This window comes from Sphingobacterium sp. UBA3549, assembly GCF_002376635.1.
Lineage (GTDB): Bacteria > Bacteroidota > Bacteroidia > Sphingobacteriales > Sphingobacteriaceae > Sphingobacterium.
Map to the genome: position 1 here is coordinate 175,923 of NZ_DFOE01000034.1, position 26,599 is coordinate 202,521.

Genomic DNA, 26,599 nt, shown 5'->3' on the forward strand with positions numbered 1-26,599 from the left:
GCAGTGTGTCTAAAGATAGTTATTGTTCGTTAAAATACAAAAAGGCCAATCAGTTGATTAGCCTTTTTGTTGTATTAAAAATCGTGACTCTTCTTGGCTTTTTTTAACTAAGAAGGGTTTTTAAGATGTTGATTAAAATAGTCAGCAATTTTTTCGTACATATGGATACGGTCTTTCCCCATCACATTGTGTTCGTGCGTAGGGTATAGAAAATAATCTACTTGCTTACCGGCTTTAATGCAGGCTTCTAAAAACTCCATGCTATTTTGCTGTACAACAACAGGGTCTTGTGCACCGTGAATAATCAATAGTCTTCCTTTCAGCTGATCGGCTTTATTGAGCAGTGATGTTAATTTATAGCCTTCTGGATTTTCCTTTGGAGTGTCCATGTAACGCTCTCCATACATCACTTCATAAAATTTCCAGTCGATGACTGGACCTCCTGCTACTGCAGCCTTGAAGATCTCGTTGTGGTGCAGCATGAAGGAAGTGGTCATGAATCCACCGAAGCTCCAGCCAAAAATACCCATCCGTTGTTGGTCAACAAAAGATTTTGATTTCAGGAATTCAATTCCTTTCATTTGATCGGCCATTTCATTTTGGCCGAGGTTGCGATGGGTAGCGGTGTAAAAATCCCGACCTCTGTAATTGGTGCCGCGATTGTCCATCGTGAAGACGATATAACCTTGCTGGGCCATATACATGTCGAAGTAGCCTGCTCCGCCTAACCATTTGTTAGACACCAACTGTGAGTGTGATCCGCCATATAAATAGTACATGACCGGGTATTTCTTGGCAGGATCGAAATCGTTGGGGTAAATGATACGTCCTGTCAAAGGGTATTTTCCATCTGCAGAAGTTAATTGTACAAATTCGATTTTAGGATCATTTATTTTCCCCGTAAAAGGGTTTTCGGCATTGACTAAGGTTGTTTCTTTAGCAGATTTGATGTTCTTGATCTGAACTTTATTAGGTGTTTTTAAATTGCTGTATTGATCGTAGATATACTTGCCGTCGTCACTTAAGGCAGCATGGTGCATACCAGATTCATGTGTTAACTGAATCGTCTTACCCGATTTTAGATCAACTTCGAATAATTGGCGATCCAAACCATTATTGGTTACGCCGGTATAACTTACTTTGTTGCCATCGGCCGAGAAGTCGAGCAATGTTTCCATGACGATGTCTTTATAGCCTAACTTTTTAATCAAATTACCGTTGGTATTGTATAGGTAAAGCTGATTGTAACCATCCTTATCAGATTGATAAAGGAATTGATCTGGTTTGTTTGGTAAAAATGTTAACGGGTTTTCAGGCTCAACCCAGGTTGTTGCAGTTTCTTCAAATAATGTTTTGATCAAGGAACCGTTTTCAGCATTGTATTTGTTTACTTTAAGGTCATTTTGTCCGCGGTTAAGGAGTCCGACATAGATGTATTTTCCAGAAGGATCCCAGGTAACCATGGTGAGATACTGCTCTGAATGCTCACCGGTTTGAAGGGTCACTTTTTGTCCAGTGGTGATATTGTAAACCACCAAAGAAACTTCTTCTGATTTTTGCCCTGCCATTGGGTATCTTATCCATTTGATGTCCGCAATTCTGGAGCTCCATTGTGGTAAAGGATAATTGGCTACCATAGTTTCATCTTTACGGTAGTAAAGTAGTTTGTCATTCTGATTATTCCACCACATTCCTTTCTTGATACCAAATTCCTGACGGTGTGTGTAATCGCTTCCATTGACAATCCCTTTATTGCTGTCATCTGTTACAGCAGTAATTTTGCCATTCTTGTCAATAACTTCAATGTTGTTTTCGACTAAGTAAGCGATTTTAGAAAAGTCCGAACTTACTTCACGATTCGCACCTTTGTCGTCATTGCCGATAAAGCTTTCAATAGTTTTTGATTGAATGTTGTAAGTTACGGAGTACGTTTTATCTTTTCCTTCAACCTGAAGTAAGAGCGAATTTCCGTCATGCCATTTATATTCAAAAGGAAACATCCGAAGACTGAATGAGTCGTTTGGGATAGCCGCCTTTAAAGCGGTTTCAAGGTCCGTTTTAGATGCCAGAGTTGTCTCGCTCCAATTGTTTGTCGAGCTTTTCGATAATAGATTCTGGTATGATTTATCGAGATAGGAGATGGTGCTGGATTTAGGGATCCACGACGCACCAACGATCGATGTCGGCGCATAGGTGCGGGGGCCAAAGACTGTTTCTTCTAAATTGAGGTTGCGTTGTGCATAGCTGCCTAAGGAGCTTGCCAACAAGAAGAATAGCGCAATTCTTTTCATTAAGCTGTAATATTTTGTGAAAGTTTATTCTCAACGGCATACGTGAACCCGTTCCAACGGTTATTTTGCGCTTTGCTCTACACACTTCGAACTAAGAGGTCTGCTGCGGGCAAAAGATTAATGCACAAAGAACGTAGTATACTCCGTTTTATTTTAACATTTATAGGGCTAAAATTAGGGAAATAGCCCTATAAAACCTAATACAGAATTGTTGCTTTCGTAACTAAAATTGCTTGCTGCAAACCTCTACTTCTTGCTGGTTTGCTACAATTTACGTAACCATATGTTTCGGAATTGAACCAGATCACCATGATCCTGTAGCATGATCGGGCCTGGACCGTGGCTTACTTGTTTGGGCAGCCCTATATACTCTGTAGTACCCTCGATTTGGGTATTGTTTTGCACTAATACCCCATTATGTAGCACGGTTACAGTTCCTTTACAGATTAATATTCCATCTTTACTGAATTGGGGGGCTTTGTAAATAATATCATACACATGCCATTTGTCTGGCGCAATTACCTGTGCCAGTGGTGGACGCTGCTTGTAAAGACTGCCTGCTCCACCGTTCACATAAGTCGGATTGTTGTTGTTGTCCAGTACCTGAATCTCATATAGCCCTTGTAAAAAAATTCCACTATTGCCTCTTCCTTGACCCTCACCTTTGATAACTTCGGGGCTTTTCCATTCCACATGCAGTTGGAAATCGGTGAAATGTTCGTTTGTTTCAATGGCTCCAGCTCCGGGTTTTACTTCGAGTACATTATTATTCACCGTCCAGTTGGCTTGCCCTTTTTCACCTTTCCATTTACTGAGATCCTTGCCGTTAAAAAGGACAATGGCATCGCTCGGTATGCCATGATCGATTGTTATGGTTGGAGGGACAGGACTGTAATATTCCGTGTCAGTGGGTTTCATATTGGTCTGGGCATGTAGCCCTGTCGCGCCAAATAAGAGTGTTAATGCTATCGCTGAGGATAAAAAAGAGTTCATCTGTTGGGTTTTTGGTAATGGTTAAATATACAAATAATCCCTTTTGTATGGAACAATTTCCTTAGGTTTGTACATGGCAACCATTTTACAGACAGTATCACTAAAAGAAGCACGATTCTATGCACCGATAGGTTATTATGAAGAAGAACAGGTGTTAGGTAACGAATTTTTTGTCTCTATTGACGTATGTTTTCCATTTCTGAATTTGGAGACGGAGAATTTGAAAAATACGCTCAATTACGAGGAACTTTACCAAATTACCGCCAGCGTAATGCGACCTAAACGCAAATTGCTTGAATCTGCTGCGTCAGAAATATTGGATCAGATTCGAAATAGGGTATCCCATGCTGTAACGATCGAAGTCGTCATACGAAAATCAAATCCTCCCTTCGGCGGCGATCTTGCCTGCTCACAAGTCAGTCTTAACTATTTCAAGGATTAAAACCAAACTGGATCAGCCGTATGTCGCCTGAAAGATTTAGTTTTAGCAACCGTTATTTGAATGTCTTAAAAGTATACTATGAATATTTTTGATCTGGTCATTGCTGATAAAGAAAAGATCGCTTTGGAAGCGGTTTTCTTACAGGAAGAAAGTCGTCAGAAGCTTTTGCAGCTCATTAAAGAGCATCGTTATATCAAAGAGCTTGCACAATATGGTCTGCCGGTCAGCAATAAGATTTTACTGCATGGTTATTCTGGCTGTGGAAAAACCACAACGGCCAAAGCCCTGGCAACGGCGCTCGACAAACCCATTTATGTGTTGAATTTAAGCAATCTTATTTCGTCTCGTATTGGGGAGACTTCGCAACACTTGAAACAGGTCTTCGACAAAGCGGGGCGCGAAAAGGCCGTTTTGTTTTTAGACGAATTCGACCAGATTGGCAAGGCACGGATTAGTGAAGAAAAGGATGTGGGTGAAATGCGCCGCCTTGTAACTTCCATTATCCAGCTGATCGATTATTTTCCTGCTGAAGCGGTATTGGTTGCTGCTACGAATCATCCCGAGATTTTGGACACCGCCATCATTCGACGTTTTCAGCTTCGTCTGGCGTTTGAGTTACCGACCAACGGACAGTTAGATGCCTATTATGAAAATCTGTTTATGCCTTTTCCACAGTATGCTGAAGTCGTTCCTCGGCGCTATGGGATTTCTTATGCAGAGGCCAAAGATTATATTTACGATGCCGTCAAATCCTTGTTGATTGCTGCGCTAGAAAATCATGAAATTTAACGTTTTTTTTGAATACCTGTGTCGCTGTGCTTTTCTGTGTGAATGGGGAGCCTAAACCGTCATATCGTGTCTTAATGTAGACAAAATGACATTTATTTTTATTGATAAGTGTCATTTTGTCTCTAAACTAGCTGTGGTACGCAAATTGAATAATTCCTCTCAAATAGTTAGAACAAAAAAGCTTAATAATAAAACAAAAAATTAGGAGGACAAAAAAATGGCATTAATTAAATTCCCATCAAAAAGTTTAAATACTGACGCTGTAAATCCGTTTGTAAACACTGTATTTGATAATTTATTCAATGATAATTTTATTTCAGATCGTTTGGTATCTCGTGTCCCGGCGGTAAATATATCAGAAACCGAGAAATCTTTCAAAGTTGAAATGGCTGCGCCCGGATTGGATAAGTCTGATTTTAAGATCAATGTAGACAAAAATCTGATTACAATTTCGGCAGAGAAAAAGGAGGAAACTGTCAGTGAAGAAAAATTATACAGTAAAAAAGAATTCAATTATTCATCGTTCTCGCGCTCGTTTACTTTGCCGGATACGGTAGACTACAGCAGTATTGAGGCTGCGTATGAAGGAGGGATATTGATTTTGACTGTGGGCAAGAAAGAGGATGCAATTATCGCTAAGCGTTTAATTGAAGTGAAGTAATTGAGAAGAGTTGTACAGCATATCCGCTTTTGAGATGACCGAAAGAACGAGAGAAGAAGAATAAAGGAAAATAGTTTTTAGGTTTAGTTTATGTTTTAATCCCTTGGAACCTGATTTGTGTTCCAAGGGATTTTTTCTTTTGTATCAGTTTGCTGGTATTTTTACTATAGATTATTCTGTTTCCTCATATTTTTCAGCTCGAGGAATTTTGGCGAGAAAGGGCTCTAGTTCTGCTGGTAATTTTGTTAATTTCCGTTTTTGAAGGTCTAACCATGCTCCATCGACATGAACTGTGCAGCAGCGGGTTCCGTCAGAACGAAATACCTGATGCATAAATGAAAACCGGCTATTGTTTTTGTTGTATTTCGTCAATTCCACTCTGACTTGTACATATTCGTCCAGATGGATTTCTTTAAAATATAGGAGTTCTTCTCTGAATAGTATAGGGCCGATATGATATTCGGCAAATTTATCGAGAGAAAATCCCATCTTGTGCAGCATATTACTGCGGGCCTGTGCACAAATATCAGCGTAAGCAGAATGGCGCATATGTCTATTTGCATCGATCTGCGCCCAAATGATCTGACCTTCATAAAATATATTTTCCATAATCTCTAGCGATAAGTCTCTTTTTTAATAACAATTTACATATTTTTAAATAAAGCTGTAACATTTTGCATGTTTGCTATACTTATTACCTAAACTAAATTTAATAAAAAGTCGCTAGGTGAACCCATCGGAAATAGAATTTCTTAGATTAATTGATGAGAATAAAGGTATTCTCGTTAAGGTGAGCCGTATGTATATGGATGATCACGATGGGCGGCAGGACCTGTATCAGGAAATCGTATATCAATTGTGGAAATCCTACGGAACATTTAAGCGGGAGAGTAAATTTTCGACATGGATGTATCGTGTTGCTCTTAATACGGCCATGGTATTCTTAAAAAAGGAAAAGAAGCATCAGATTTACGATGCGTTGGACGAACGGCATGACGCTGCGGATGAAGGTTATGACGCTGATAAAGACGAGCAATTAAAAGTTTTCTATCAGGCAGTACAGGAACTCAATGCAATTGAAAAAGCGCTGATCTTTTTGTTTTTAGAGGGCCAAAGTCATCGGGAAATTGCAGAGAATTTGGGTATATCGGAGGTGAATGCCCGGGTGAAATTGAACCGCACAAAAGAGCGAATTCAACAGATCATTAAAAAATATAACTATGAATTTTGATGAGTTAAAGAAATCTTGGCAGGAACAGCCGACAGATGAAGATTTGCAGAATCCAAATCTCAAGTACTACAAGGAGGTGGGCAATATTATGGGCAAGCTGCGCAAGAACATCAAGCGCGAGTTTATTTCATGGTTGTGTTGTATGTGTTTTCTATTTTTGGTGCCTATATTACCCATTTATAAGATCGAAGGTTATGCAGCATTTGCCTATTATTTTTTTATCGTACAGATATCGTTATCGAGTCTTCTATATTACCGGAGGTTTTTTTACTTGGTAAAAAGTACAAAGCAGATCGAACTGTTAGCCTCTAAAGAACATTTGCTCAAAACGTATTACGATTTAAAGTATGCCGTTGAGACGTATCGTATTGCAGCCTATGTGATGATTCCACAAGCATTGTTTCTTTATCTGATCATGATCGCCCAGAACCGAACGAGTGTATGGTTTGATCGATTATATCACTTCAAGGAGACTTTTGCAGCGGATCCTAATTTTATTGTTTGGATGATCCTCTCGGCAATTGTGTCTATTGTTTTGGTTGTTGGTGTGACGGAAATTATGATTCGTTGCTATTATAGTCGTTACCTCATTCAGATCAAAGAGAAGCTGGATCAATTGGAGACGGAATAAAGACTGTCGGAGCTAAAACAGGTAAGGTTTTTGTTTGGTGTATTGGTAATAGTATTTTAAATCTATATGAAATATCAACGTCGTTTCACAGCTGGCTGTGTTTTTTGGGCATGGATATTTCGTATATTGTTATCGAAATCCAAGGTCCGTTATGTTTAATCCGACAAAGAAGTTACAGCGTAGTTCCCAGATCTTAAGTATATTGGCCAAATATGGTTTTAAAGACGCAATCGCTCGGTTGCCATGGAAAGGGTCTAGAGCGTCGGTAGATCATTCCATTGACGTTGATACAGTCAGTGTATATGCCCGTATACGTATGGCGCTTGAGGAGTTAGGTCCGGCTTTTATCAAGCTTGGACAATCTGCTTCGACTCGGGAGGGGCTGCTGCCGAAAGATTTGGTAGATGAACTTAAACGCCTGGAGGATAATGTTCCGCCTTTTGAAGTGGACATTAAATCTTATCTCGCAGAAGAACTGGCGTTGGATATTGACGCGTATTTTCAGGAGATTGTGGCCGAGCCGTTTGCTGCAGCTTCTATCGCTCAGGTGTACAGAGCAACCTTAATAGATGGTACCCAAACGGTGTTAAAGGTGCGACGCCCGGGTATCGATGAGATGATGCGCAGTGATCTGGCACTCATGCGTGATATTGCCAAAATCCTGACCATGTACAATGATGTACTGGAAAACCTTAATCTATCTTTGATTGTCGAATCTTTCTCCATGACTTTGCAGGAGGAGATGTCTTTGGCGATTGAACGACACAATATTGAGCGGTTCGCTAAAAATTTTAAGGGAAATAAAGATATAAAGGTGCCCAGGGTTTACCCCGAACTATCGTCTGATCGCGTGCTTTGCATGGAGTATCTGGATGGTTTTAAAGTTACGGATGTGGCAGAAATCAAGCGGCGGGGAATGGACGTTCAATCGCTTGTTAAGAATGGGATCAATTTGTATCTCGAACAGGTAATTATCCATGGATTCTTCCATGGCGATCCGCATCCAGGAAATATGATGGTAATGCCAGATGGGCGGATTGCCTTTTTGGATTTTGGAAATATGGGTAAATTATTGGGTATAGACCGTAGGCTGCTGGAAGAGTTTATTCAATCGGCAATATCGGAGGATGCTGTCCGGCTTGCTGACGTGATTGAAGATGTAGCTGTCGTTAGTCATATACCAGACCGCAATCAGTTTGAGCGCTCGCTTTATGAGATTTTCGATATGATCGATAATGTATCACTTGGTGATCTTAGCTTAGATTTATTGTTCAATAAATTATGGAAAATTATTGGCGACAATCGCCTGTATTTTCCGGAGTATATTTATCAGTTGATGCGGGGCATCTCCTTGATGGAGGGGATAGGCCGTCAATTATATCCTGATCTCAACATTATGGAAAGTATTAAGCCTTTTGCGCGACGGATTATGATGGAAAGGCTCTCTCCGCAGGCAATGTTCAAAAAAGGAAAATATAAAGTGGAGTCGTTTGTTCGTGATGTGGAGAAACTACCGGAAGATATGCGTGCGCTAGTACGCTTATTCCGGACAGGAAATTTTACCCTCAACCATCGTTTGATCAGCGCCCGATCTTTCAATACGATCCTAAGAAAAGGGGTCAATCGTATCGTCATTGGCATTATGTTTATGTCGCTCAATTTGCTGGGCGGAATGATCATCGTGGCTCGAGTTGAACCGAAATGGTGGGGAATCCCCGTTTTTGCCTGGATATGCTTAGGTTCGGCTTGGGTTTTTGCAGTCTATTTATTTATTGCCATGATTCGGGCAAAGGACAATGATTAGTCGAATCGAATATAGCGTTTTAGTGAAGAGGACTAGTTAGGCATGTTTCTACAGAATAAGATAGGAAATAACAATATGGAAATTAATCTAAATGGGAAAAAGGCTTTGATTGGAGCGAGTTCAACGGGTATAGGTGCCGGGATTGCTCGAGTGCTTGCCTCTTGTGGCGTATCGGTAACTTTAGCCTCCCGAAATGAGCAAAAGCTACAGCATGCCTGTGAAAGTCTAGACAGGTCTAAAGGGCAGGTACATCAATATTTACTCGTGAATTACAACGATCACGAAGCCTATAAAAAACAGATAGCACATTATTTTGAGTCGAATAACGTCGATATTTTAATCAACAATTCGAATGGGCCCCAAGCAGGAACCATAGCACAAAAGCATCTTGCTGATTATCAGGATGCTTTTGAACTCTTGTTTCAAAATCACTGCTACACGACCGGATGTGCGTTGCCCTATATGCAAGCTAACGGATATGGTCGTATTATTAATGTTTCTTCTTCTACGGTAAAGGAGCCGGTTTCTAACTTGGTATTATCCAATACCATCCGTACGGCATTGGTTAGTTGGAGTAAATCGTTGGCGGAGGATGTTGCCAAAGATGGTGTGACAGTAAACAGCATCTTGACAGGATTATTTGATACTGACCGCATACAGTCGCTAACCAATCTGGATGCACAGCGTTTGGGCATATCCTATGATGACGCGCTGCAAATACGCTTAAAACAGGTTCCGGCACAACGTTTGGGTAAACCGGAGGAATATGGCTATCTTGTCGCTTTCCTTTGCTCAACTTACGCAAGCTATCTTACCGGTGCCAATATTCCGCTGGATGGCGGTCTGCTAAAAGGTCTGTAAAAAATGATGGCTATCTGATATCAAATCGGATAGCCACCAAGTTTGTGTGATTTATTATTTTCCAATTAATTTAACACCAATTCGGTGTTTACAATGATGTCAACATCCGAAGCAACAGCTTCTACACCCGAAGGTAGTTTATCGTTGTATTTTAATCCAAAATCGTGGCGGTTAATTGTTGTTTTGGCCGTGAAGCCTGCACGTGTTTTGCCCCAAGGATCAGTAATGATTCCTCCATTTTGAGTGACCTCGAAAGTTACCTTTTTCGTTACGTCACGGATTGTTAGATCCGCTACCATTACATATTTTCCTTTTACTTTTGCATTTTTAAAACTAACAGACTTCAAGGTCATTTTAGGGAATTTTTCTGCAGCAAAGAAATCGTCAGTTTTCAAGTGGTTGTCTCGGGCAGCGACACGTGTATCGATACTGTTGACATCAATAGAAAAATTGATTTTGGCATTGTTAAAACTTGTACCTGTTGCTGTTTCAACTGTACCTTCTACTTTTGTAAATTCACCATCAACAAAGCTGATACCTAAGTGTTTTACATCAAATCTTGCATTTGTATGCGCTGGGTCTGCAGACCATTTTACTTGTGCTACAGCAACATTAATCATTAATACTGCTCCTGCCAAAACTTGGAAAAATCTATTCATCTTGTTTTCTTTTTATTTAGATAACTGAAATATGTTCAAATTGTTTGTTTGAACAAACTTCTGCAAAGTTGGTATAAACTTGTAAAGAAAAAATTGATGTAGGTCAAGAATTTCGATTCGGCTTTAATAGCTGCCTTTTTAGGCGACTAAGAAACTCTTGTGTGACGCCGAGATAGGAAGCTAATTGCATATTTGAAATCCTAGGGTAGATTTTGGGATACCTCTTGATAAAATCAAGATATCTCTCCTGAGCAGTAAATCCGATACTCGAAATGATACGATGTTGGGATGCGATCTGTGCACGCTGTGCCATTATCCTCGAAAGTTTTTCAAAGATTGGATGATCTTTGTAGAGTTTGTCTTTATCTTTTTTTGACAGGGTAAGCACGACAGCGTTTTCTAGCGCCTGGATGTTTTGTAGTGCCGGCTCCTGATAGTTGAAGCTCGCAATATCACCAATCCACCAATCTTCAATCGCAAATTGTAGGATATGTTCTATCCCGTCGGCAGTGATATAGAATGATTTAAATAGACCGCTCACCACATATGCTTCATGATGGCAAACTTCACCGGCGCGTAGAAAATAGTCTTTTTTCTTTATTTTTTTGACTTGATAACGTGAAACGATGTCATTCAGCTCGTCCTCTGTGACATCAATACGTTGTTTTACAAATTCCCTAAATTGTTCCATTTGGCTGTAAAATACAAAATTTTGTAAAGCTAATTTAACATGCGCTAAGATTCCTGTCAATAGCCAATTCAGATTAGGCGTACGATTACACTGAGATTAGCTTCATGCTCGAATAAAATTTTTGTTAAGATCTACATTTCTGTGTAATATTTATCATGTTAGCCCCTTAATTTAGCTAGTTTCATCATTAATTGGTATATTCTATAGAAATTGAAATATTTTGATTACTAAACTAGCACTGTGTCGCATGAAGTTTGTCGCTCCCAACACGCTCGAAAATGATAATGTCTTATTAAGGATCATGGAACCATCGGATTTCGATGCGCTATATCAAGTTGCCAAGGATCCACTGATCTGGGAACAGCATCCCAATAAAGACCGTTGGAAAGAAGATGTTTTCCGCCAATTTTTTGAGTCTGCTTTAGCAAGCAAATCGGCTTATTTAATCTATGACAAGAAGAATGCTGCATGTATTGGCAGTACACGATACTATGGGCTTGACGAGGTTGGAAGATCAATTTTTGTTGGATTTACGTTTTATGCGCGCGCTTATTGGGGGGTGGGCATTAATCCTTTAGTCAAAGAGATGATGTTTGACTTTGCATTCAATTTTGTAGACAGCATTTTTATGCATGTTGGTGCGGATAATTATCGCTCACAGAAGGCCGTGGAACGCTTGGGGGCACTTAAAGTCGCCGAGCGGATGGTGAGTTTTGTAAATGAACCTGAGAGGAAGAATTTTGAATATGTGCTGGAGAAATCTTCTTGGCTGCGCGCCAAGAGATAAGGTGATTATTATCCCTTGACGCCGCTAAGTATGCTCCCTATAATGACTGCTAATACGATCAATGTAATGATGATATAAAGCTTGTCCTTTTCGATTACAAATCCAAATAGTGAACCAATTACCCGTACAATAGGGGTGCAAATCAGTAAAAGGACTCCAAGCTGTATGACTTGGGGGACATTTCGGCTGAATGCGCCAGTAATGATCCCAGTAATTGTAGTGTTGGCGTTTTCCTCACCGACAAAATCCCTGTAATTTGGTACAGTTTCCTGTCCATGAACAATCAGGTAGAGGATGCCGCCGAGGACGAGAATGGAAGAAGCGATGACAACTCCTGTTCGTAAAATTTGTCCGACGAGTAGCGAGATATCTTTGTCTCCCCAATAATGTTTGGAAAATACGTGTTTCATTTTGATTATTTATTTTCCTTCTTCGTATAGATGAAGGTCCTTACACAATTAATTATGCCATTGTGTAACGTATGTTTTTTAAAATTTATGTTGGAATCCATTGAAAATCATCTCTAAGGCCACGAATGTTATGGCGACAGCGAAAATGATCCGTAAAGTCTTTGGATTCATACGTTTTAGGAGCTTAGATCCTGTAATGGCACCACCTAATACCCCTAAAATTACCGGAAATGCAATACCTGGATCCATATAACCTCTTTGCAGATACACGACAGCAGAAGCTGCTGCGGTAACACCGATCATAAAGTTACTCGTTGTTGTACTGACTTTAAATGGAATTTTCATCATGCTATCCATTGCAAGTACTTTAAGGGATCCGGAACCGATCCCCAATAAACCGGAGATAACACCCGCCACACCCATCAATGAAAAGCCTCCCACAATATTGGTTAGCTTGTAGGGAATTAATTTTCCCTCCACTGGATACGTACTGTTTAGCTTTAGTTTTTCAGCTAAAGGGGAACCTCCAGCGTGTGCGTGCTCATTTTTTTTACGCACAGTCATGGCTGCCGAGAAGATTAGTACAAAACCAAAGATTATGGCGATGGTATTCGTCGGCATATAAATAGCGATAACAGCTCCAATGACCGCCCCAATAGTGGTAGCGATTTCTAAAAACATACCTAGCCGGATATTGGTAATGCCTTCCTTGACATAAGCTGTTGCGGCACCGGAAGAAGTGGCTATGGAAGCAAGCAATGCTGCTCCAATGGCATAACGAATATCAACATGAAAAAAGAGTGTCAATAAAGGTATCACAACGACCCCTCCGCCTAAGCCTGTCAGCGATCCTAATAGCCCTGCTACAAACGCACCTAGGAGAAGGATGATTGTAAACGTGAGAATAGTCATAAATATATTATTTGTTTTGATCCTTACAACACAAATTGTTTTAAGGAAGGTAATTTGTTTCAAAATTAAGGGCTTTTTATCGCTTTTTAAACATAAAAGCCGCAAGAGATACAATTGTTACATCGATACTGCCTCAGCAATTGGCATGTGTTGTGGCCTTGTCGCTTAGTGTAGTATCGATGGCGCTCATTGATCGAAGTAAATTGTATACAAGCTATAGACAACACTATTCGGCTATTGTTTGCTGTATCTTTTCTTTTCTATTGAAGATATCATAGATGATCGGAAAAACCAGCAAGGTCAATATAGTTGCTGAGATTAATCCGCCGATGATCACGATTGCCAGCGGTTTTTGTGATTCCGAACCGATACCGGTAGATAGTGCAGCTGGTAAGAGTCCTATAGAAGCCATCAATGCTGTCATAACCACAGGTCTTGTTCGCGATTTTACACCTTTATAGATCGATTGGTCATTCGGTAGTCCATCTTTCTTATTCTGATGGAATTCTGAAATCAGGATTACTCCATTCTGGATACAAATACCAAATAATGCAATCATTCCTACGCCTGCCGATATCCCAAAATTCATACCTGTAACGTGCAAAGCTATAATTCCACCAATCAGAGCAAAGGGAACGTTGGCTAATACGAGCAAAGAGTCTTTGATATTACCAAACAGAATGAACAGTAAGAAGAAGATAACGACCAGACTGATCGGAACCACCTGAGCTAAACGGTGTGTAGCACGTTGCTGATTTTCAAATTGCCCAGTCCAGCCAATGGAATACCCTTCAGGCAGCTTTATTTTACTGACTTTTTGCTGTGCTTCGGCAATGGTGCTTCCTAAGTCACGGTCACGGATGGAAAATTTGATGCCGATATAGCGTTTGATGTTGTCGCGATAGATAAAAGCAGCACCATTATCTTTTTCAATGGTGGCAATACTTTTAAGTGGAATTAATGTGCCATCACCACAGGGAACCATCAGCTGCGCAATATCTTTTTCTGTTTTCCGGTATTCGGGAGCGTAGCGCAGACGAATATTGAACTTACGTTCGCCATCGTACAAGATGGAGGCTGTTTTTCCTCCGAAGGCCATTTCGAGTACCGCCTGTGCATCGGCGGGCAGAACGTTAAACGCTGCCATACGTGTTCGATCCAATACCACGCTCACTTCGGGCTGGCCAATATTGAGAATAATACCTGGCTCTTTAATTCCTTGTATACCTTTTACTTGTGCATAAACTTCTTTTGCAAGACGGTCTAGAGTCGTTAAGTCGTCGCCAAAAATCTTAATTCCGTTTTCAGCTTTGAAACCAGCAACTGCCTCAGCAACATTATCCGAAATAGGTTGTGAATAGTTGTAGGTAATACCTTGATATTGTTTGAGTTTGTGATCCATCTCATCAATCAGCTGATCCATTGTGATTTTGCGCGTCCATTCTTCTTTGGGTTTTAGCGCTACGGCAAACTGAACAAAACCAAACCCGTTAGGATCTGTACCATCGTTGCTCCGTCCAGTTTGGGAGAGCACACCAGTGACCTCAGGGAAGGTTTCCAACGTACTTTTTAATAGTTTGGTTGTTTTAACCGATTCACGTAAAGAAGTACTCATAGGCATCTCAGCAGTAACCCAAAGGGATCCTTCGTTTAATGTTGGTAAAAATTCTGTTCCTAAAAATTTTGCAGAAAACAAGACTACCGCCAATAAAGTAATTGCGAGGATCATGCTCAGACGTTTGTTTCTAAAGGTGAAACCAAATCCTTTAGCAACGACCCTATTCCAGAATTCCACAAAGGGATTGTGGCGCTCGCGCACATTTTTATTGAGCAGAATATGTGATAAAGCAGGAACGAGCGTTAAGGTAAAAAGCAGCGCTCCCAATAAGGCAAAACCTAGGGTAAAGGCTAGTGGCGCAAACATCTTTCCTTCAACTTTCTGGAAGGAGAATATAGGAATCAATGAGGTAATGATAATCAGTTTGGAAAAAAAGATGGCTTTACCCAATCCCGTTCCTGTCTGTTTGATCCAGCCTGCTTTGGCCATCTTGTTGAATTTTTCCATGCCAAGTTTGTGTGCCTTATGATCCAGCATGACAAATATCCCTTCCACCATAACCACGGCACCGTCGATAATAATACCGAAGTCTACCGCGCCTAAAGAAAGCAGGTTGGCACTCATGCCGGCCAGTTTAAGGCATAGAAAGGCAAAAAGTAAGGCGAGAGGTATGATTATGGAAACGATAACCGTGGTGCGCCAGTCTGCCATAAAGAGCAGTACCATCAAGGTGACAAGCACAATACCTTCGATCAAGTTATGCATAACGGTATGTGTTGTAAAATCCATGAGGTTGTCACGGTCATAGAAAGTTTGCATCTTGACGTCTTTGGGGAGGATTTTGTTGTTAAGCTCATCTATTTTCGCTTTTACAGCAGTCAATACCTCTCTTGGATTTTCACCTTTGCGCATTACGATGGTTCCTGCTACTACATCATCATTCTTACCAAAACCGGCTTGGCCGACGCGAGGCATCGCGCTTTCTTTCACTTCAGCCACATTCTTGACGAATACAGGATTTCCCTTTTGATTTATTACGGTGATGTTTTCGATATCATTGATTGAGTTGACTAGACCAATACCTCGTACAACGTAGGATTGACCGCTTTTTTCGATAACATCTCCACCCACATTCAGGTTACTTTTGCTCACGGCATCAAATACCTGTAAAGGTGTCAGGTTAAATTTGTCGAGCTTTATGGGGTCTGTACTGATTTCGTAAACCAAATCTTGTCCGCCAAAAACATTGATATCGGCTACACCGGGGACACCCCGCAGCGCCCGGTCAATGACCCATGTCTGTAAAGTAAGAAGGTCGCGTGAATTGCGTTGATCGCTGTGTAATGTATAGCGGAAAATTTCTCCAGTAGGACCGTAAGGGGGCTGTACATCCGGATCGACATCGTCTGGTAGGCTCACGGATCGCAGGAGGTTATTGACTTGGTTGCGGGCAAAAGTATCGTCGACACCATCATCAAAGATGATTTTGACAATGGAGAGGCCAAACATGGTCGTGCTACGTATACTCGTTTTCTTTTGTACCGGGCTCATGCCCAATTCAATCGGTGTAGTCACAAAACGTTCGACTTCCTCTGCACTCCGACCATTCCATTGGGTAATGATGGTTATCTGTGTATTGGTAACATCCGGAAATGCCTCAATGGGCATACTTTTAAAACTGATAAAACCAGAAATAGCCAAGATAGCCACCCAAATAAAGGTAAAGGCTTTATTTTTTATGGAAAAGGCAATGATATTCTTAATGAATTTGTTCATTCGTGTAAATGCTAAGGCAGATTAATTATTCAGTGCTCTATAGATCAAAAGTTTATTGTTTACAACAACTTTCTCTCCTTCCTGTAGTCCCGTAGACATATAGGTTGTTTCTTCGTTTTGCTTTATCGGCAGGATTTCACGAATCTTGATGTCATTTGGAGATTTGTAAACCAATACGAAATATTTGTTTTGATCAAAAATGACTGCGTCCGAAGGAACAGCTAGCGCCTGGGTGTTGGATCGATGTGCTACTTTAATGGTGGCCTTACTTTCTGGAATAAGTAGTCCATCTTTATTGTCGAGTACCACACGGGCCTGCATAGCATTGGTCTGTGGGTCGATAATCTTAAAAATTTTGTCGATACTACCTTGAAATTTTTTGTCCGGGTAACTCAGCGTTGACACCACGGCAGGCATGCCCATACTAATCTTTTCAATATCTGTTTCGTTGACATTCAGGATGGCCCATACATCTTTTGTATTGGCCACATCGAAGATGTTGTCGCTTCGGTCACTCCGCAGTTGCATATCCTTGTTGATATTTTTTTGTACGATGTATCCATCGATTGGCGATACCACCGAATATATATTGCCGCGTCGGACATTATAGATCTGACTGACTGCTTCAGAGCGGCGGAGCTGCTCTTTGGCTTTCGTTAACTGTCCTTTTGCTTCCAGCATGTCCTTATCTGTACTCAGTTTACCTGTATACATGTCTTCCGCTACACGGTAGTTTTTTTCGGCAAGCAATACATCTGTTTTGGCATCCGAAAGATCTTTCTGTATGCCCGCAACTTCTGTACTTCTGATTGTGGCCAATACCTGACCTTTGTGTACATAATCGCCCAAGGACGCATTCACGGATACCACATTACCGCCAACGAGAGGGAAGATATCGATGTAATTGTTCTGATCAGCAGATATTTTACCAAAGAAATTGAGTTCTTCGCTCACATTTTCTTTTTTAACCGTTGCAAAACTGGTCGATTTTAGCATCGTCTCACTCATTTCGAAACCTTTGCCAACGGCTGTATTATCCGTTTCTTTATGATTTTTGCAAGAGTAGAGTAGCACTACAGCCACTGTGGCTATGAGAAGTTGTTTATTTGACATGAGTTGAGTTGAATATAGATGTTTGCGCCAGGTAGTTTAATTGTTCGGCATTGAGAATAATTTCCTTTTTCATATCATATAGCTTCAGCATGGATATACGGTAGCTATCCATAAAATCAGTGAATTCCACGAGGGAGATGTTACCTTTTCTGAAATTGTTAAATACGCCATCATAGACCACTGCAATGTCGTGGAGGTCGTCAGGTGTAATGGTAAAATACTGATTGTATTGGTTTTCCCAGGACAGGTAATTGGAACGGATCTGTGATTCGAGCTGCTGCCGTTGGACTTCAATATTTTTCTTTGCTTCTTCTTCGGCGTATTTTGCTTTGATTACATTTCCTTTATTTTGTTTCCATAGCGGGAGTGGAATTGCTGCCGTTAAGTTAATTTCATTGCGAAAAGCACCTGAATTTTGACTATAGGCAAGCCCAAGATTGATGTCAGGCGTATTTAACGATTGTTGCCATGTTGTAAATAACTGTGCGCTTTCCGAGGTTTTTAATGCAAATTGATAATCAGCATTGTTTTCCAACGCCAATTGGAAGATTTTTTCCAAAGGCATTGTTGGTTTTATGGCAAGTTCCTGATCTGCTTCTTGATCGGTTAGGTTCGGTAGTACGTCTTCCTGACTGGAGATGAGTACACGTAATTGTTGTTGTAAGTTAATGCTATTGTTGATCGCAGTTGTTTTTTCATTATTGAGATCGATAGCCATTGTTTGAAGGCGAACTTGATCTTTTAATGAAATGTTTCCTTTCTTACCTTGTTCTTTGTATGCCGTTAGTAGACTATTTAGATAGTCAAGCTGAATGTTGATATCTGCCAATTTATGCTGTTCAAAGTAAAGGGAATAGAAAGTTGTACGGAGTTGTGCGCGAAGACTGGCCAGCAGTTGACTGAATTGTAGTTTGGCAAGTTCGACATTCGATTTGGCGAATTCTACTTGATTTTTCTTTTTTCCACCGAGATAGATCAATTGGGATATACTGGCTTCTTTAGAAGGACCGACGTGGAATACCTTTTTATTCTGTGGATCATAGGCGTTAACATTCATTTCCAGCTGTGGCAGCTCCCATATTTTAGCTTGTATGACGTCTGCCTCGGCCTGACTGATGTCATATTGTTGGGCAAGTAGAGAAAGATTGCTCTGTACAAATGCTGCTTCGCATTCTCGAAGCGTCATTTGTTGTCCGGCGATATCGCCTTGCTTTTTTATAAGTGTACTTTCATCCATACGCACATAATCTGTTCGCGGCGGTCTCTGCTGGGCAAATGCTATACCATTGAAAAGCAATAAAAATAAGAGAGGTGTCTTTGTCATTTGTTTCAAAACTGATGAAACAAAATAACTGGTCGAAAATTAAAGACGCCTTAAGAAATGCTTAAAAAAAGCTTAAAAAGGAAGTTTCTATCGATACTGTTTTTACTCGGGAGCTTGTAATTTAAATAGTAATACGAAGGTATGCTTGCCATGCTTTTTATTGGCTTGGTATTCAATTGTCGCATGATGCGATTGCATGATGCGCTGAACAATGCGCAGCCCCAATCCAGATCCTGTTGTCTCACTAGCATTTTCTCCGCGGCTGAATGCATCAAAAATTCGCTTTTGGTCGCTGGTACTCAAGGCGGGCCCCGTATTACTAACAAGCACTTTTAGTTCTTGTGCTGATTCTATCAATGTGACTTTTACCTCCCTGTTGTCTGAATAGAGCGCAGCATTCTTAAATAAATTTACAAAAGCGATTTCAATCAATTGAGCGGAACAAAAAATGCTGAGTTTGGGGTCTTCAGTTCCGCTAATTGAAAAATCCAGTTGAAGGTCGGGGAATACTTTGGCTACTTTTTCATAGGCCATAAATATAATTTCATCGATTCGCTCTTCTTTATACGTCATTTTTAAACGTTCCGAATCAAATTTTGAAAGAAGCATCAGCGAATCTGTGACTTCTGAGAGGTGCAATGTTTCTTTGGATATGTTGCGTAATACCTGCCTCACCTCTTCACTTAACTGGTTCTGATGGTACAGGTTTTCAAGTTGAAAAGACATTCGTGCAAGTGGTGTTCGTAATTCGTGGGAAGCGCTGGAATTAAATTCTTTCTGCGATTCGAAAGCAGTAGAAAGTCGTAATAACATCGTGTTAAATGCTCGGGTTAGTACAGTGATTTCGTCGGTATTTCCTGTGTACTCAACAGGTTTAGTGAGTCTGCTGGCATTAATCTGCGTAATATTGTCTTTTAATTTATCGAGCGGGACCAACAGCCGTTGGATCAGATTATAGCTGAATACCCACACTAAAGCCGCACTCAGGATAAATAGTATCGTGAGGACAAGCGCTAGATGGTCCATTTTTTCATTTCCGGAATAATCCTGTGCTTTTACGATAATATAGTAGGGGGATCCATTAATGCGATAATATTTGGCAAATGTCTCATATTGGTCTTGGTTGTAGAAGATCTGCTTTTCATGATCGAGCCGATTAACAATTGACGCGCTCCAGGTAACGGTTTGGTCCTTGACAGTGCTAAAGACCAATTGTTTGTTTTTGTCGAGAATGATAACATCTTCGTAGAATAAACCATCTTCATCGTCGTGAAAGTAATTTTTATAGGACTGTCTATTGAAATAGGGGTTGCTGGCGATGTAATGAGATATATTATCCAATTTATCGATCAGCCGCTGGCGGAATTGATCTTTACGAAAGTCGAAACTAGCATAATAGATAATTAACATTGCTACTCCAAAAAGGACGGAAAATGCGATGCTGAAACTAATGGCTATTTTCTTCTTCAAATTCATTTGTCTGCCGATAGAAAATAGCCAAATCCAGGTCGTGTATGGATAAGTTTATTCGGATGATTCTTATCAATTTTCTTGCGTAAAAAGTTGATGTATACTTCTATTGTATTCTGTGTTGTCTGAAATTGATTCTGCCACACTTCTTCGGAAATATGCTGCTTTGATAACGTTCGGCCCTTTGCCTGTGCTAAGATAAGTAACAGCTGAAATTCCTTTTGAGTGAGATTAATCTCTTCATTGGCACGTAGTACGCGAGCTTCATCTGGATAAATAACCAGATCATCTATGATTAAGGTTTTTGTATCACTGCTGTCACTGTGTTGTTGCCTGCGTAACAGGGAATAGATTCGCATTAAAAGTTCATCTAAAACGAATGGTTTGACCAGGTAATCGTCGGCTGCCCGAAGAAACGCTTCTTTCTTGTCGTCTATATCATCATAAGCTGAAAGGATAATAATTGGTGTAAAAGCATCATGGCGTCTTATTTTTTTACAGATTTCCAAGCCATTGATTTTTGGAACGTTAATATCCAATAGAAAAAAACCATATTTCTTTTGGTGCGTTTTGGCCAAAAATTCAATTCCATCAAAGGCTTGATCGCAGGAAAAGCCTTGGTTTAATAAAAACGATCGAATCTCCTTCGAGAGTACCTTGTCGTCTTCGAGTAGCAAAATATCTACCATACGTCCATCTATTGTCTTTCGTAAAAATAAACAAATTTTTGCCATCCTATCAAAAAGATATTTCATGATACCTCCATTTAGTAACATAAGAATTACACGAAGAAATATGAAAGGAAAGGAAATCTAAGTAGATTCAATTCGAAATTATAAATAAGTATTATGGAAAGCAGAAGAGAGTTCCTGAGAAAAACTTTGCTATTTTCGGGAGCAGCAGGTATTGCCAGTTTTATGCCTCGTTCAATCCAAAGAGCCTTTGCGATAGATCCTGAGATGGGAAGTACTTTTTTGGATGCCGAGCATATCGTTATCCTTATGCAGGAAAATCGGTCTTTCGATCATACGCTTGGGACGCTTTCAGGAGTTCGTGGTTTCAATGATCCACGGTCAATCCGCTTACCGAACGGTTTGCCCGTATGGTATCAAACGGATAAGAATGGAAAGATCTATGCACCCTTTCGATTAAATCTAACAGAGAGTAAAGTAACTTGGATGGGTTCTCTTCCGCACAGTAGGGCGAGCCAAGTGGATGCCTTTAACCACGGACGCTACGATCAGTGGCTGTTGTCCAAGCAGTCGGGCAATAAGGAATATGCGACTATGCCGTTAACATTGGGGTATTTTACTCGTGAGGATCTACCTTTTCATTATGCTTTGGCGGATGCATTTACCGTGTGTGATCAGAATTTCTGTTCAGGCATGACAAGCACCACGCCGAACCGTTCCTTTTTTTGGACGGGGAAGATTACAGAAATGAAAGATGGCTTGCAAAAGGCAAATATTAGGAACGACGATTTTGCGTACGGTAAAATGACTTGGGAAACTTTCCCGGAATTGCTTGAGAAGGATGGAATTACCTGGCGTTTTTATCAAAATGAGACAAGTTGTGGCGGAGGATTTGCTGGGAAAGAAAGGGCATGGTTGTCAAATTTCGGATGTAATTTACTAGAGTTCTTTCAGGCTTATCACGTTAAATTTAAGGAAAGCTATATCAGAAATCTGGAAAAACAGGTGCGTGATTTACCCGTGCAGATTTCGAACTTGGAAGAAAAGTCTGCTGGCTCTGAGGAACAAGCCGAAAAAATCCGTGCTGATATCCGTAAAAAAAGCGAGGTATTGGAGCGAGCTGAGAAGGAACTCAAAGCATATAATCCGGACAATTATAAAGCGTTAGGTGATTTTGTTAAATCATTGAATGAAAGAGCTTTTACGGTAAACAAGGGCGACAATAATTACAGGTCGCTTGATACCTTGCATTTTAAGTGGAAAGGAAAAAAGGGTACGCTGGAAGTTCCGAAAGGGGACGTTCTTTATCAATTCAGGAAGGATGTTGATACCGGTAGATTGCCAGCCGTATCCTGGCTGGCTGGTCCGCAAAATTTTTCGGATCATCCGAGTGCTCCCTGGTACGGAGCTTGGTATGTATCCGAAGTTTTGGAAATTTTAACGAAAAAACCTGAAATCTGGAAAAAAACAATTTTTATCATTACTTATGATGAAAACGATGGTTATTATGATCACGTAAAGCCATTTGTTGTTCCTGATTTGACTAAAAAAGACACCGGGGCATGCTCTGCTGGTATTGATACGGAGGTGGAAATGGTACGTTTAGAAAATGAGCTGAAGCAGGGGATTGCTAAAAAGCAAGCGCGTGAAGGAGCTGTGGGCTTAGGTTTTCGTGTGCCCATGTATATTGTTTCGCCCTGGTCGCGGGGAGGTAAGGTGTGTTCTCAGGTATTTGATCATACATCTACTTTGCAGTTTTTGGAATACTTTTTCAATAAAAAGCTGAACAAGAATATGCATTTGGAAAACATCAGTGCATGGCGTCGAACGATCTGTGGTAATTTGACTGCAGCCTTTACACCTTTTACAGAGCAAAAAGAACAGATCACTTTCCTAGACCGCAATCAGCACATTGAAACGATCTATAAGGCACAATTTAAGGATAATCCGCGAGCTTTTGTGGCAGTCAATGATCGTGAACTTGCGAAGAGAAAGGTCTGGATCCCAGAATTTGACCGTATACAGGAGCGTGGGATTCGTAAATCCTTAAATTTGCCTTATGCGCATGAAGCAGTTGGCTATGTGGAAGATGGACAGTTTTGTCTCGTGATGACTGTAGACAACAAGCTGTTTGGAAAAAGAACTGCAGGCACGGCTTTCAATGTGTATAGCCCGCTGGCCTATCGTGATGACCAAGGACAAAGCGAAACCTATCGTAACTGGAATTTTGCGGTGAAGGCCGGTGATCGTTTGGAATACCAATGGGACCTAGCAAAGTTTGAAGGAGATCGTTATGCTTTCGAACTGCATGGACCAAATGGTTTTTATCGTAAATTTTCCGGGGAGAAGGGGACAGCAGCAATACAAGCCGCGGTAGCTCCGGAGCTTAAGGCCCTGACACAGGTAGCTACAGGAAAATTACAGCTGAAACTAAAGAACAATAGTGACCAGCGCGTAACAATAGCTGTTGAAACCCTCAACTATAAAAAATATGCCACAACAAAAGAAATCGCCCCGGCCGAGGAAGTTATATTGATCCTGGATAATGAAAAACAAGGTAATTGGTATGATATTGCTATAAAGCTTAATGGAGACAATAATCCAATTATTCAGCTCGCCGGGCGCTTGGAAACAGGGACAGAAAGTACAACTGATCCCTTATTAGCATAAATTATTCTTTCTTCTGCTGCTTAGCGATGTTGCGGAGAACTGTATGTTTGGGTCTTGACCATTTGGGTCTTTCTCCAAGATCGTGATAAATTGCCATTTCTTTTGCGATGGTTTCGGGCTGATTTTTTTTCTCAAACGGCTGCTGTGTAACCAGACCTAATGCTTTAAATAGGTCGAGGTCTTCGTTGCCGTCGGGATTGGGTGTGGTGAGTAGTTTATCGCCCGAGAAAATCGAATTGGCTCCTGCGAAAAAGCACAAAGCTTGTCCCTCCTTACTCATATAGGTGCGCCCTGCCGATAGGCGGACTTGGGTTTTGGGCAATAAAATGCGCGCCGTAGCAACCATGCGTACCATTTCCCAGATGGATGCGGTTTCCATTGCCTCCATTGGTGTACCCATTACAGGCACTAATGCATTGATCGGCACCGATTCGGGCTGCGGAATGAGTGACGCCAGCGTAATCAACATTTTGGCACGATCTGCAATAGTTTCGCCCATTCCAATGATGCCGCCACTACAGACTGTGATATTTGTTTTGCGGACATTTTCGATCGTTTTTAAGCGATCATCGTAACTTCTGGTCGAGATAATTTCTTGATAGTAATCGGAAGAAGAATCGAGATTGTGGTTGTAGGCATACAATCCAGCTTCAGACAAACGTTGTGCCTGGTTTTCGGTCAACATTCCGAGCGTACAACAGACTTCCATGTCAAGTTTGTTTAGGGTACGAACCATATCAAGTACACGGTCAAACTCATGACCATCCTTCACATTGCGCCAGGCGGCTCCCATGCAGATCCGTGAACTACCACGAGCCTTGGCAGCCAAGGCTTGCTCTTTGACCTGATCAACGCTCATCAAGCTCTCTGCCTTAACATGTGTATGGTAACGTGCGGCTTGGGGACAGTAAGCGCAGTCTTCGGGACATCCACCTGTTTTTATTGAAATCAATGTGGATACCTGCACTTTATTGGGGTCATGATATTTTCTATGTGTTGTTGCAGCTTCATATAGAAGCTCCATCAACGGTTTGTTGTATAGCGCGACAACTTCTTCTTGCGTCCATTTTCGTTTTGATTCCATGTTATCCATAAGTTTTGTTATAAAATCGGGTCTAATTCCTTTAGTCATGTTGCGACATCCTATTTAAAGATGTTTTTTTATCTTGGTTACAAAGATTATAGATTAAATTTTAACTTTGATAGTCCGAAATAAACATAATGAGTAGTCCGGTTGTTATAGCTTTTCATTCTATTATTAAGATTGACCGTCGCAAGGATGACGCTGTCTATCTACAGATCGTGTATCAGTTTATCAATGCAGTTAAACGGAATCTTTTAGAGGATGGAGATTTGTTGCCTGGAAGCCGAAAGATTGCAGATGAATTGAAAGTGCACCGAAAAACTATCGTAGCCGCATTTGCTGAATTGCAGGAGCAGGGCTGGGTGGACATTGTACCCAATCGAGGTACTTTTGTGAAAAATCCCGAACGTATCGACGCTTCGACATCGACCATGGGTGCCTTTAGGCAGCCACCTAGTTTTGCACCTTATTCTTTCCGAAAGGAGCTGATATTGGATATGCCTAAGTTAGAAGCTTCAGAGAAGTATTATTTTACGGATGGCACACCAGATTACAGTATTATTAGTGCTGAGGAACTGGTACGTTTTTACGCATCAATGGTTAAACGCAAAAAGAAAAGTGATGACTTTCCAACCACTACGGAGGGGAATCTGTTTTTTAGGGATCAGTTAAGTTATTATTTGAACTTGACTAGGGGATTTCATCTTTCCCGGAACTTCTTGTTGCCAATTGCCAGCCGTGAGCAAATCTTTTCCATTTTATCCCGATTATTAATTCGGCGTGACGACGTTGTGCTGGTGGAGAATTTAAGTTATTTTCTTCCCAATATGATACTTAGTCAAGCAGGAGCCAAACTGAAAACCGTTCCGGTAGATGCGGATGGTATGATTATAGATAGGATCGGCGATCAATTTAAGCCCGGCGAGATCAGATGTGTTTATCTCAACTCCAGATGTCAGTATCCAACGACGGTTAACCTTTCCGAAAAACGGAAAATTCAATTGTTACAACTGGCCGAGCAGTACGATTTTATCATTATTGAGGATGATGTAGATTTCGAGTCATCCTTTTTTAAAACAAAAGGGGAATCGCTTTTTCGGAAAAATGCAGGCAACCGGGTGATTTATACCGGTGCTTTCGGAAGTTTCTTTGCTCCAGGTTTCCAAATGAATTTTTTGATCGCGCCTCAGGATCTGCTAGATGAAGGTAAAAAATATCTGAATATCTTCGGGAAGCCGAATTTTATGATTGAGAAAACATTGGGTGAAATTATCCATCAGGGTGATATCTTTCGTTATCAGCGTAAATTTCAGAAAGTTATTGCAGAGCGCAAAGAGTTGTTTGGAGTGTTGTTGCGGCGTTATTTTGAAGATGAAGTTACTTTCACAGTTCCAGAGGCTGGACTGGCTTTTTGGGTACAGTTCAAATCTGTTTTTTCGTTGACTGTTTTACAAGAAAAGGCGCGAGGCAGGGGATTATTAATCCCAAGCAATTGTCTATATCAAAATAGGATGGTTACTGCATTGCGATTGGGTTTTGCTCATTTAGACGAGCAGCGTATGTCGGATGCAATTTATTTGTTAAGGTCGGCCTATGGTGACTTGATGGACACTAACTCATGAAATTTACAAAAAATGTGTGCAGCCAATGTTTACTTTTGATGGCCTTTTAGCTGGTATACTCCAGTCTGGATAAGCACGAAATTCGCGTTTGCTTATTCGGCAGTCATTTTGAGGATGTAAAGAAAAAG

General features: G+C 40.8%; 23 protein-coding genes. 10 read left to right on the plus strand and 13 right to left on the minus strand.

The features are described 5' to 3' along the window. Window positions 1–107: 107 nt before the first annotated feature. Both B2W36_RS17210 and B2W36_RS17215 read right to left on the minus strand, forming a co-directional pair. On the minus strand, window positions 108–2,291 hold the full coding sequence (locus B2W36_RS17210) for a S9 family peptidase (RefSeq protein WP_293888917.1): 2,184 nt from the start codon (window positions 2,289–2,291) through the stop codon (window positions 108–110). A 264-nt stretch (window positions 2,292–2,555) separates the two neighbouring features. Beyond that, complete coding sequence (locus B2W36_RS17215; protein ID WP_209578955.1) at window positions 2,556–3,284, minus strand: 3-keto-disaccharide hydrolase; 729 nt, start codon at window positions 3,282–3,284, stop codon at window positions 2,556–2,558. A 73-nt stretch (window positions 3,285–3,357) separates the two neighbouring features. On the opposite strand from B2W36_RS17215, the gene B2W36_RS17220 reads away from it, so the two are divergent. The 3 genes from B2W36_RS17220 (at window position 3,358) to B2W36_RS17230 (ending at window position 5,176) form a co-directional block, all read left to right on the plus strand. After that, window positions 3,358–3,726 carry a dihydroneopterin aldolase gene (locus B2W36_RS17220; RefSeq protein ID WP_293882260.1) on the plus strand — a complete coding sequence of 123 codons (369 nt, stop codon included), beginning with the start codon at window positions 3,358–3,360 and terminating at the stop codon, window positions 3,724–3,726. Window positions 3,727–3,804: 78 nt separating this feature from the next. Continuing rightward, window positions 3,805–4,515: an AAA family ATPase gene (locus B2W36_RS17225; protein ID WP_293882262.1), complete on the plus strand. Its 711-nt coding sequence runs from the start codon at window positions 3,805–3,807 to the stop codon at window positions 4,513–4,515. Window positions 4,516–4,732: 217 nt separating this feature from the next. Continuing rightward, window positions 4,733–5,176, plus strand: a complete 444-nt coding sequence (locus B2W36_RS17230) for an Hsp20/alpha crystallin family protein (protein WP_293882264.1) — start codon at window positions 4,733–4,735, stop codon at window positions 5,174–5,176. A 171-nt stretch (window positions 5,177–5,347) separates the two neighbouring features. On the opposite strand, the gene B2W36_RS17235 is transcribed toward B2W36_RS17230, so the two are convergent. Next, window positions 5,348–5,785 carry an acyl-CoA thioesterase gene (locus tag B2W36_RS17235; protein WP_293882266.1) on the minus strand — a complete coding sequence of 146 codons (438 nt, stop codon included), beginning with the start codon at window positions 5,783–5,785 and terminating at the stop codon, window positions 5,348–5,350. Between the two features lie 118 nt (window positions 5,786–5,903). Here B2W36_RS17235 and B2W36_RS17240 point away from each other — a divergent pair, with 118 nt between their 5' ends. The 4 genes from B2W36_RS17240 (at window position 5,904) to B2W36_RS17255 (ending at window position 9,703) form a co-directional block, all read left to right on the plus strand. Beyond that, window positions 5,904–6,407 (plus strand): RNA polymerase sigma factor, encoded by a 504-nt coding sequence (locus B2W36_RS17240; protein WP_293882268.1) that lies wholly within the window; start codon window positions 5,904–5,906, stop codon window positions 6,405–6,407. Next, complete coding sequence (locus B2W36_RS17245) at window positions 6,397–7,038, plus strand: hypothetical protein (protein WP_293882270.1); 642 nt, start codon at window positions 6,397–6,399, stop codon at window positions 7,036–7,038. The genes B2W36_RS17240 and B2W36_RS17245 overlap by 11 nt, the downstream gene beginning before the upstream one ends. A gap of 151 nt (window positions 7,039–7,189) precedes the next feature. Next, window positions 7,190–8,842 carry an ABC1 kinase family protein gene (locus B2W36_RS17250; protein ID WP_293882272.1) on the plus strand — a complete coding sequence of 551 codons (1,653 nt, stop codon included), beginning with the start codon at window positions 7,190–7,192 and terminating at the stop codon, window positions 8,840–8,842. A 75-nt stretch (window positions 8,843–8,917) separates the two neighbouring features. Then, on the plus strand, window positions 8,918–9,703 hold the full coding sequence (locus B2W36_RS17255; protein ID WP_209578947.1) for an SDR family oxidoreductase: 786 nt from the start codon (window positions 8,918–8,920) through the stop codon (window positions 9,701–9,703). 65 nt (window positions 9,704–9,768) lie between these two features. Here the strand turns inward: B2W36_RS17255 and B2W36_RS17260 are convergent, their stop codons facing one another. Both B2W36_RS17260 and B2W36_RS17265 read right to left on the minus strand, forming a co-directional pair. Next, window positions 9,769–10,362, minus strand: coding sequence for a YceI family protein (locus tag B2W36_RS17260; RefSeq protein WP_293882275.1), 594 nt, complete (start codon window positions 10,360–10,362; stop codon window positions 9,769–9,771). Window positions 10,363–10,465: 103 nt separating this feature from the next. Then, on the minus strand, window positions 10,466–11,053 hold the full coding sequence (locus B2W36_RS17265) for a Crp/Fnr family transcriptional regulator (protein WP_209578945.1): 588 nt from the start codon (window positions 11,051–11,053) through the stop codon (window positions 10,466–10,468). 220 nt (window positions 11,054–11,273) lie between these two features. On the opposite strand from B2W36_RS17265, the gene B2W36_RS17270 reads away from it, so the two are divergent. Continuing rightward, the gene (locus tag B2W36_RS17270; protein WP_293888919.1) at window positions 11,274–11,840 is read left to right on the plus strand and encodes a GNAT family N-acetyltransferase; all 567 of its coding nucleotides are present in this window, start codon (window positions 11,274–11,276) and stop codon (window positions 11,838–11,840) included. Between the two features lie 8 nt (window positions 11,841–11,848). On the opposite strand, the gene B2W36_RS17275 is transcribed toward B2W36_RS17270, so the two are convergent. From B2W36_RS17275 to B2W36_RS17305, 7 genes are all read right to left on the minus strand, one after another. Beyond that, the gene (locus tag B2W36_RS17275) at window positions 11,849–12,250 is read right to left on the minus strand and encodes a DUF1634 domain-containing protein (RefSeq protein WP_293888921.1); all 402 of its coding nucleotides are present in this window, start codon (window positions 12,248–12,250) and stop codon (window positions 11,849–11,851) included. A gap of 78 nt (window positions 12,251–12,328) precedes the next feature. Beyond that, a complete protein-coding gene (locus B2W36_RS17280; protein WP_209578942.1) occupies window positions 12,329–13,162 on the minus strand; it encodes a sulfite exporter TauE/SafE family protein in 834 nt (277 codons plus the stop codon). 226 nt (window positions 13,163–13,388) lie between these two features. Further along, window positions 13,389–16,496, minus strand: coding sequence for an efflux RND transporter permease subunit (locus tag B2W36_RS17285; RefSeq protein ID WP_293888923.1), 3,108 nt, complete (start codon window positions 16,494–16,496; stop codon window positions 13,389–13,391). A 21-nt stretch (window positions 16,497–16,517) separates the two neighbouring features. After that, window positions 16,518–17,609, minus strand: a complete 1,092-nt coding sequence (locus tag B2W36_RS17290; protein WP_293882285.1) for an efflux RND transporter periplasmic adaptor subunit — start codon at window positions 17,607–17,609, stop codon at window positions 16,518–16,520. Then, a complete protein-coding gene (locus B2W36_RS17295) occupies window positions 17,599–18,933 on the minus strand; it encodes a TolC family protein (RefSeq protein WP_293888925.1) in 1,335 nt (444 codons plus the stop codon). Before B2W36_RS17295 ends, B2W36_RS17290 begins: the two co-directional genes overlap by 11 nt. 102 nt (window positions 18,934–19,035) lie before the next feature. Next, entirely contained in the window at window positions 19,036–20,409 is a 1,374-nt protein-coding gene (locus tag B2W36_RS17300; protein ID WP_293888926.1) for a HAMP domain-containing sensor histidine kinase, read from the minus strand. Beyond that, entirely contained in the window at window positions 20,406–21,137 is a 732-nt protein-coding gene (locus tag B2W36_RS17305) for a response regulator transcription factor (protein WP_293882291.1), read from the minus strand. The genes B2W36_RS17300 and B2W36_RS17305 overlap by 4 nt, the downstream gene beginning before the upstream one ends. 114 nt (window positions 21,138–21,251) lie before the next feature. Here B2W36_RS17305 and B2W36_RS17310 point away from each other — a divergent pair, with 114 nt between their 5' ends. Next, complete coding sequence (locus B2W36_RS17310) at window positions 21,252–23,765, plus strand: phosphocholine-specific phospholipase C (protein WP_293888928.1); 2,514 nt, start codon at window positions 21,252–21,254, stop codon at window positions 23,763–23,765. 1 nt (window position 23,766) lies between these two features. Here B2W36_RS17310 and bioB read toward each other — a convergent pair whose 3' ends face one another. Next, entirely contained in the window at window positions 23,767–24,858 is a 1,092-nt protein-coding gene (bioB, locus tag B2W36_RS17315) for a biotin synthase BioB (RefSeq protein ID WP_293888982.1), read from the minus strand. Between the two features lie 128 nt (window positions 24,859–24,986). On the opposite strand from bioB, the gene B2W36_RS17320 reads away from it, so the two are divergent. Beyond that, the gene (locus B2W36_RS17320) at window positions 24,987–26,471 is read left to right on the plus strand and encodes a PLP-dependent aminotransferase family protein (protein WP_293888929.1); all 1,485 of its coding nucleotides are present in this window, start codon (window positions 24,987–24,989) and stop codon (window positions 26,469–26,471) included. The last annotated feature ends 128 nt before the right edge of the window (window positions 26,472–26,599 follow it).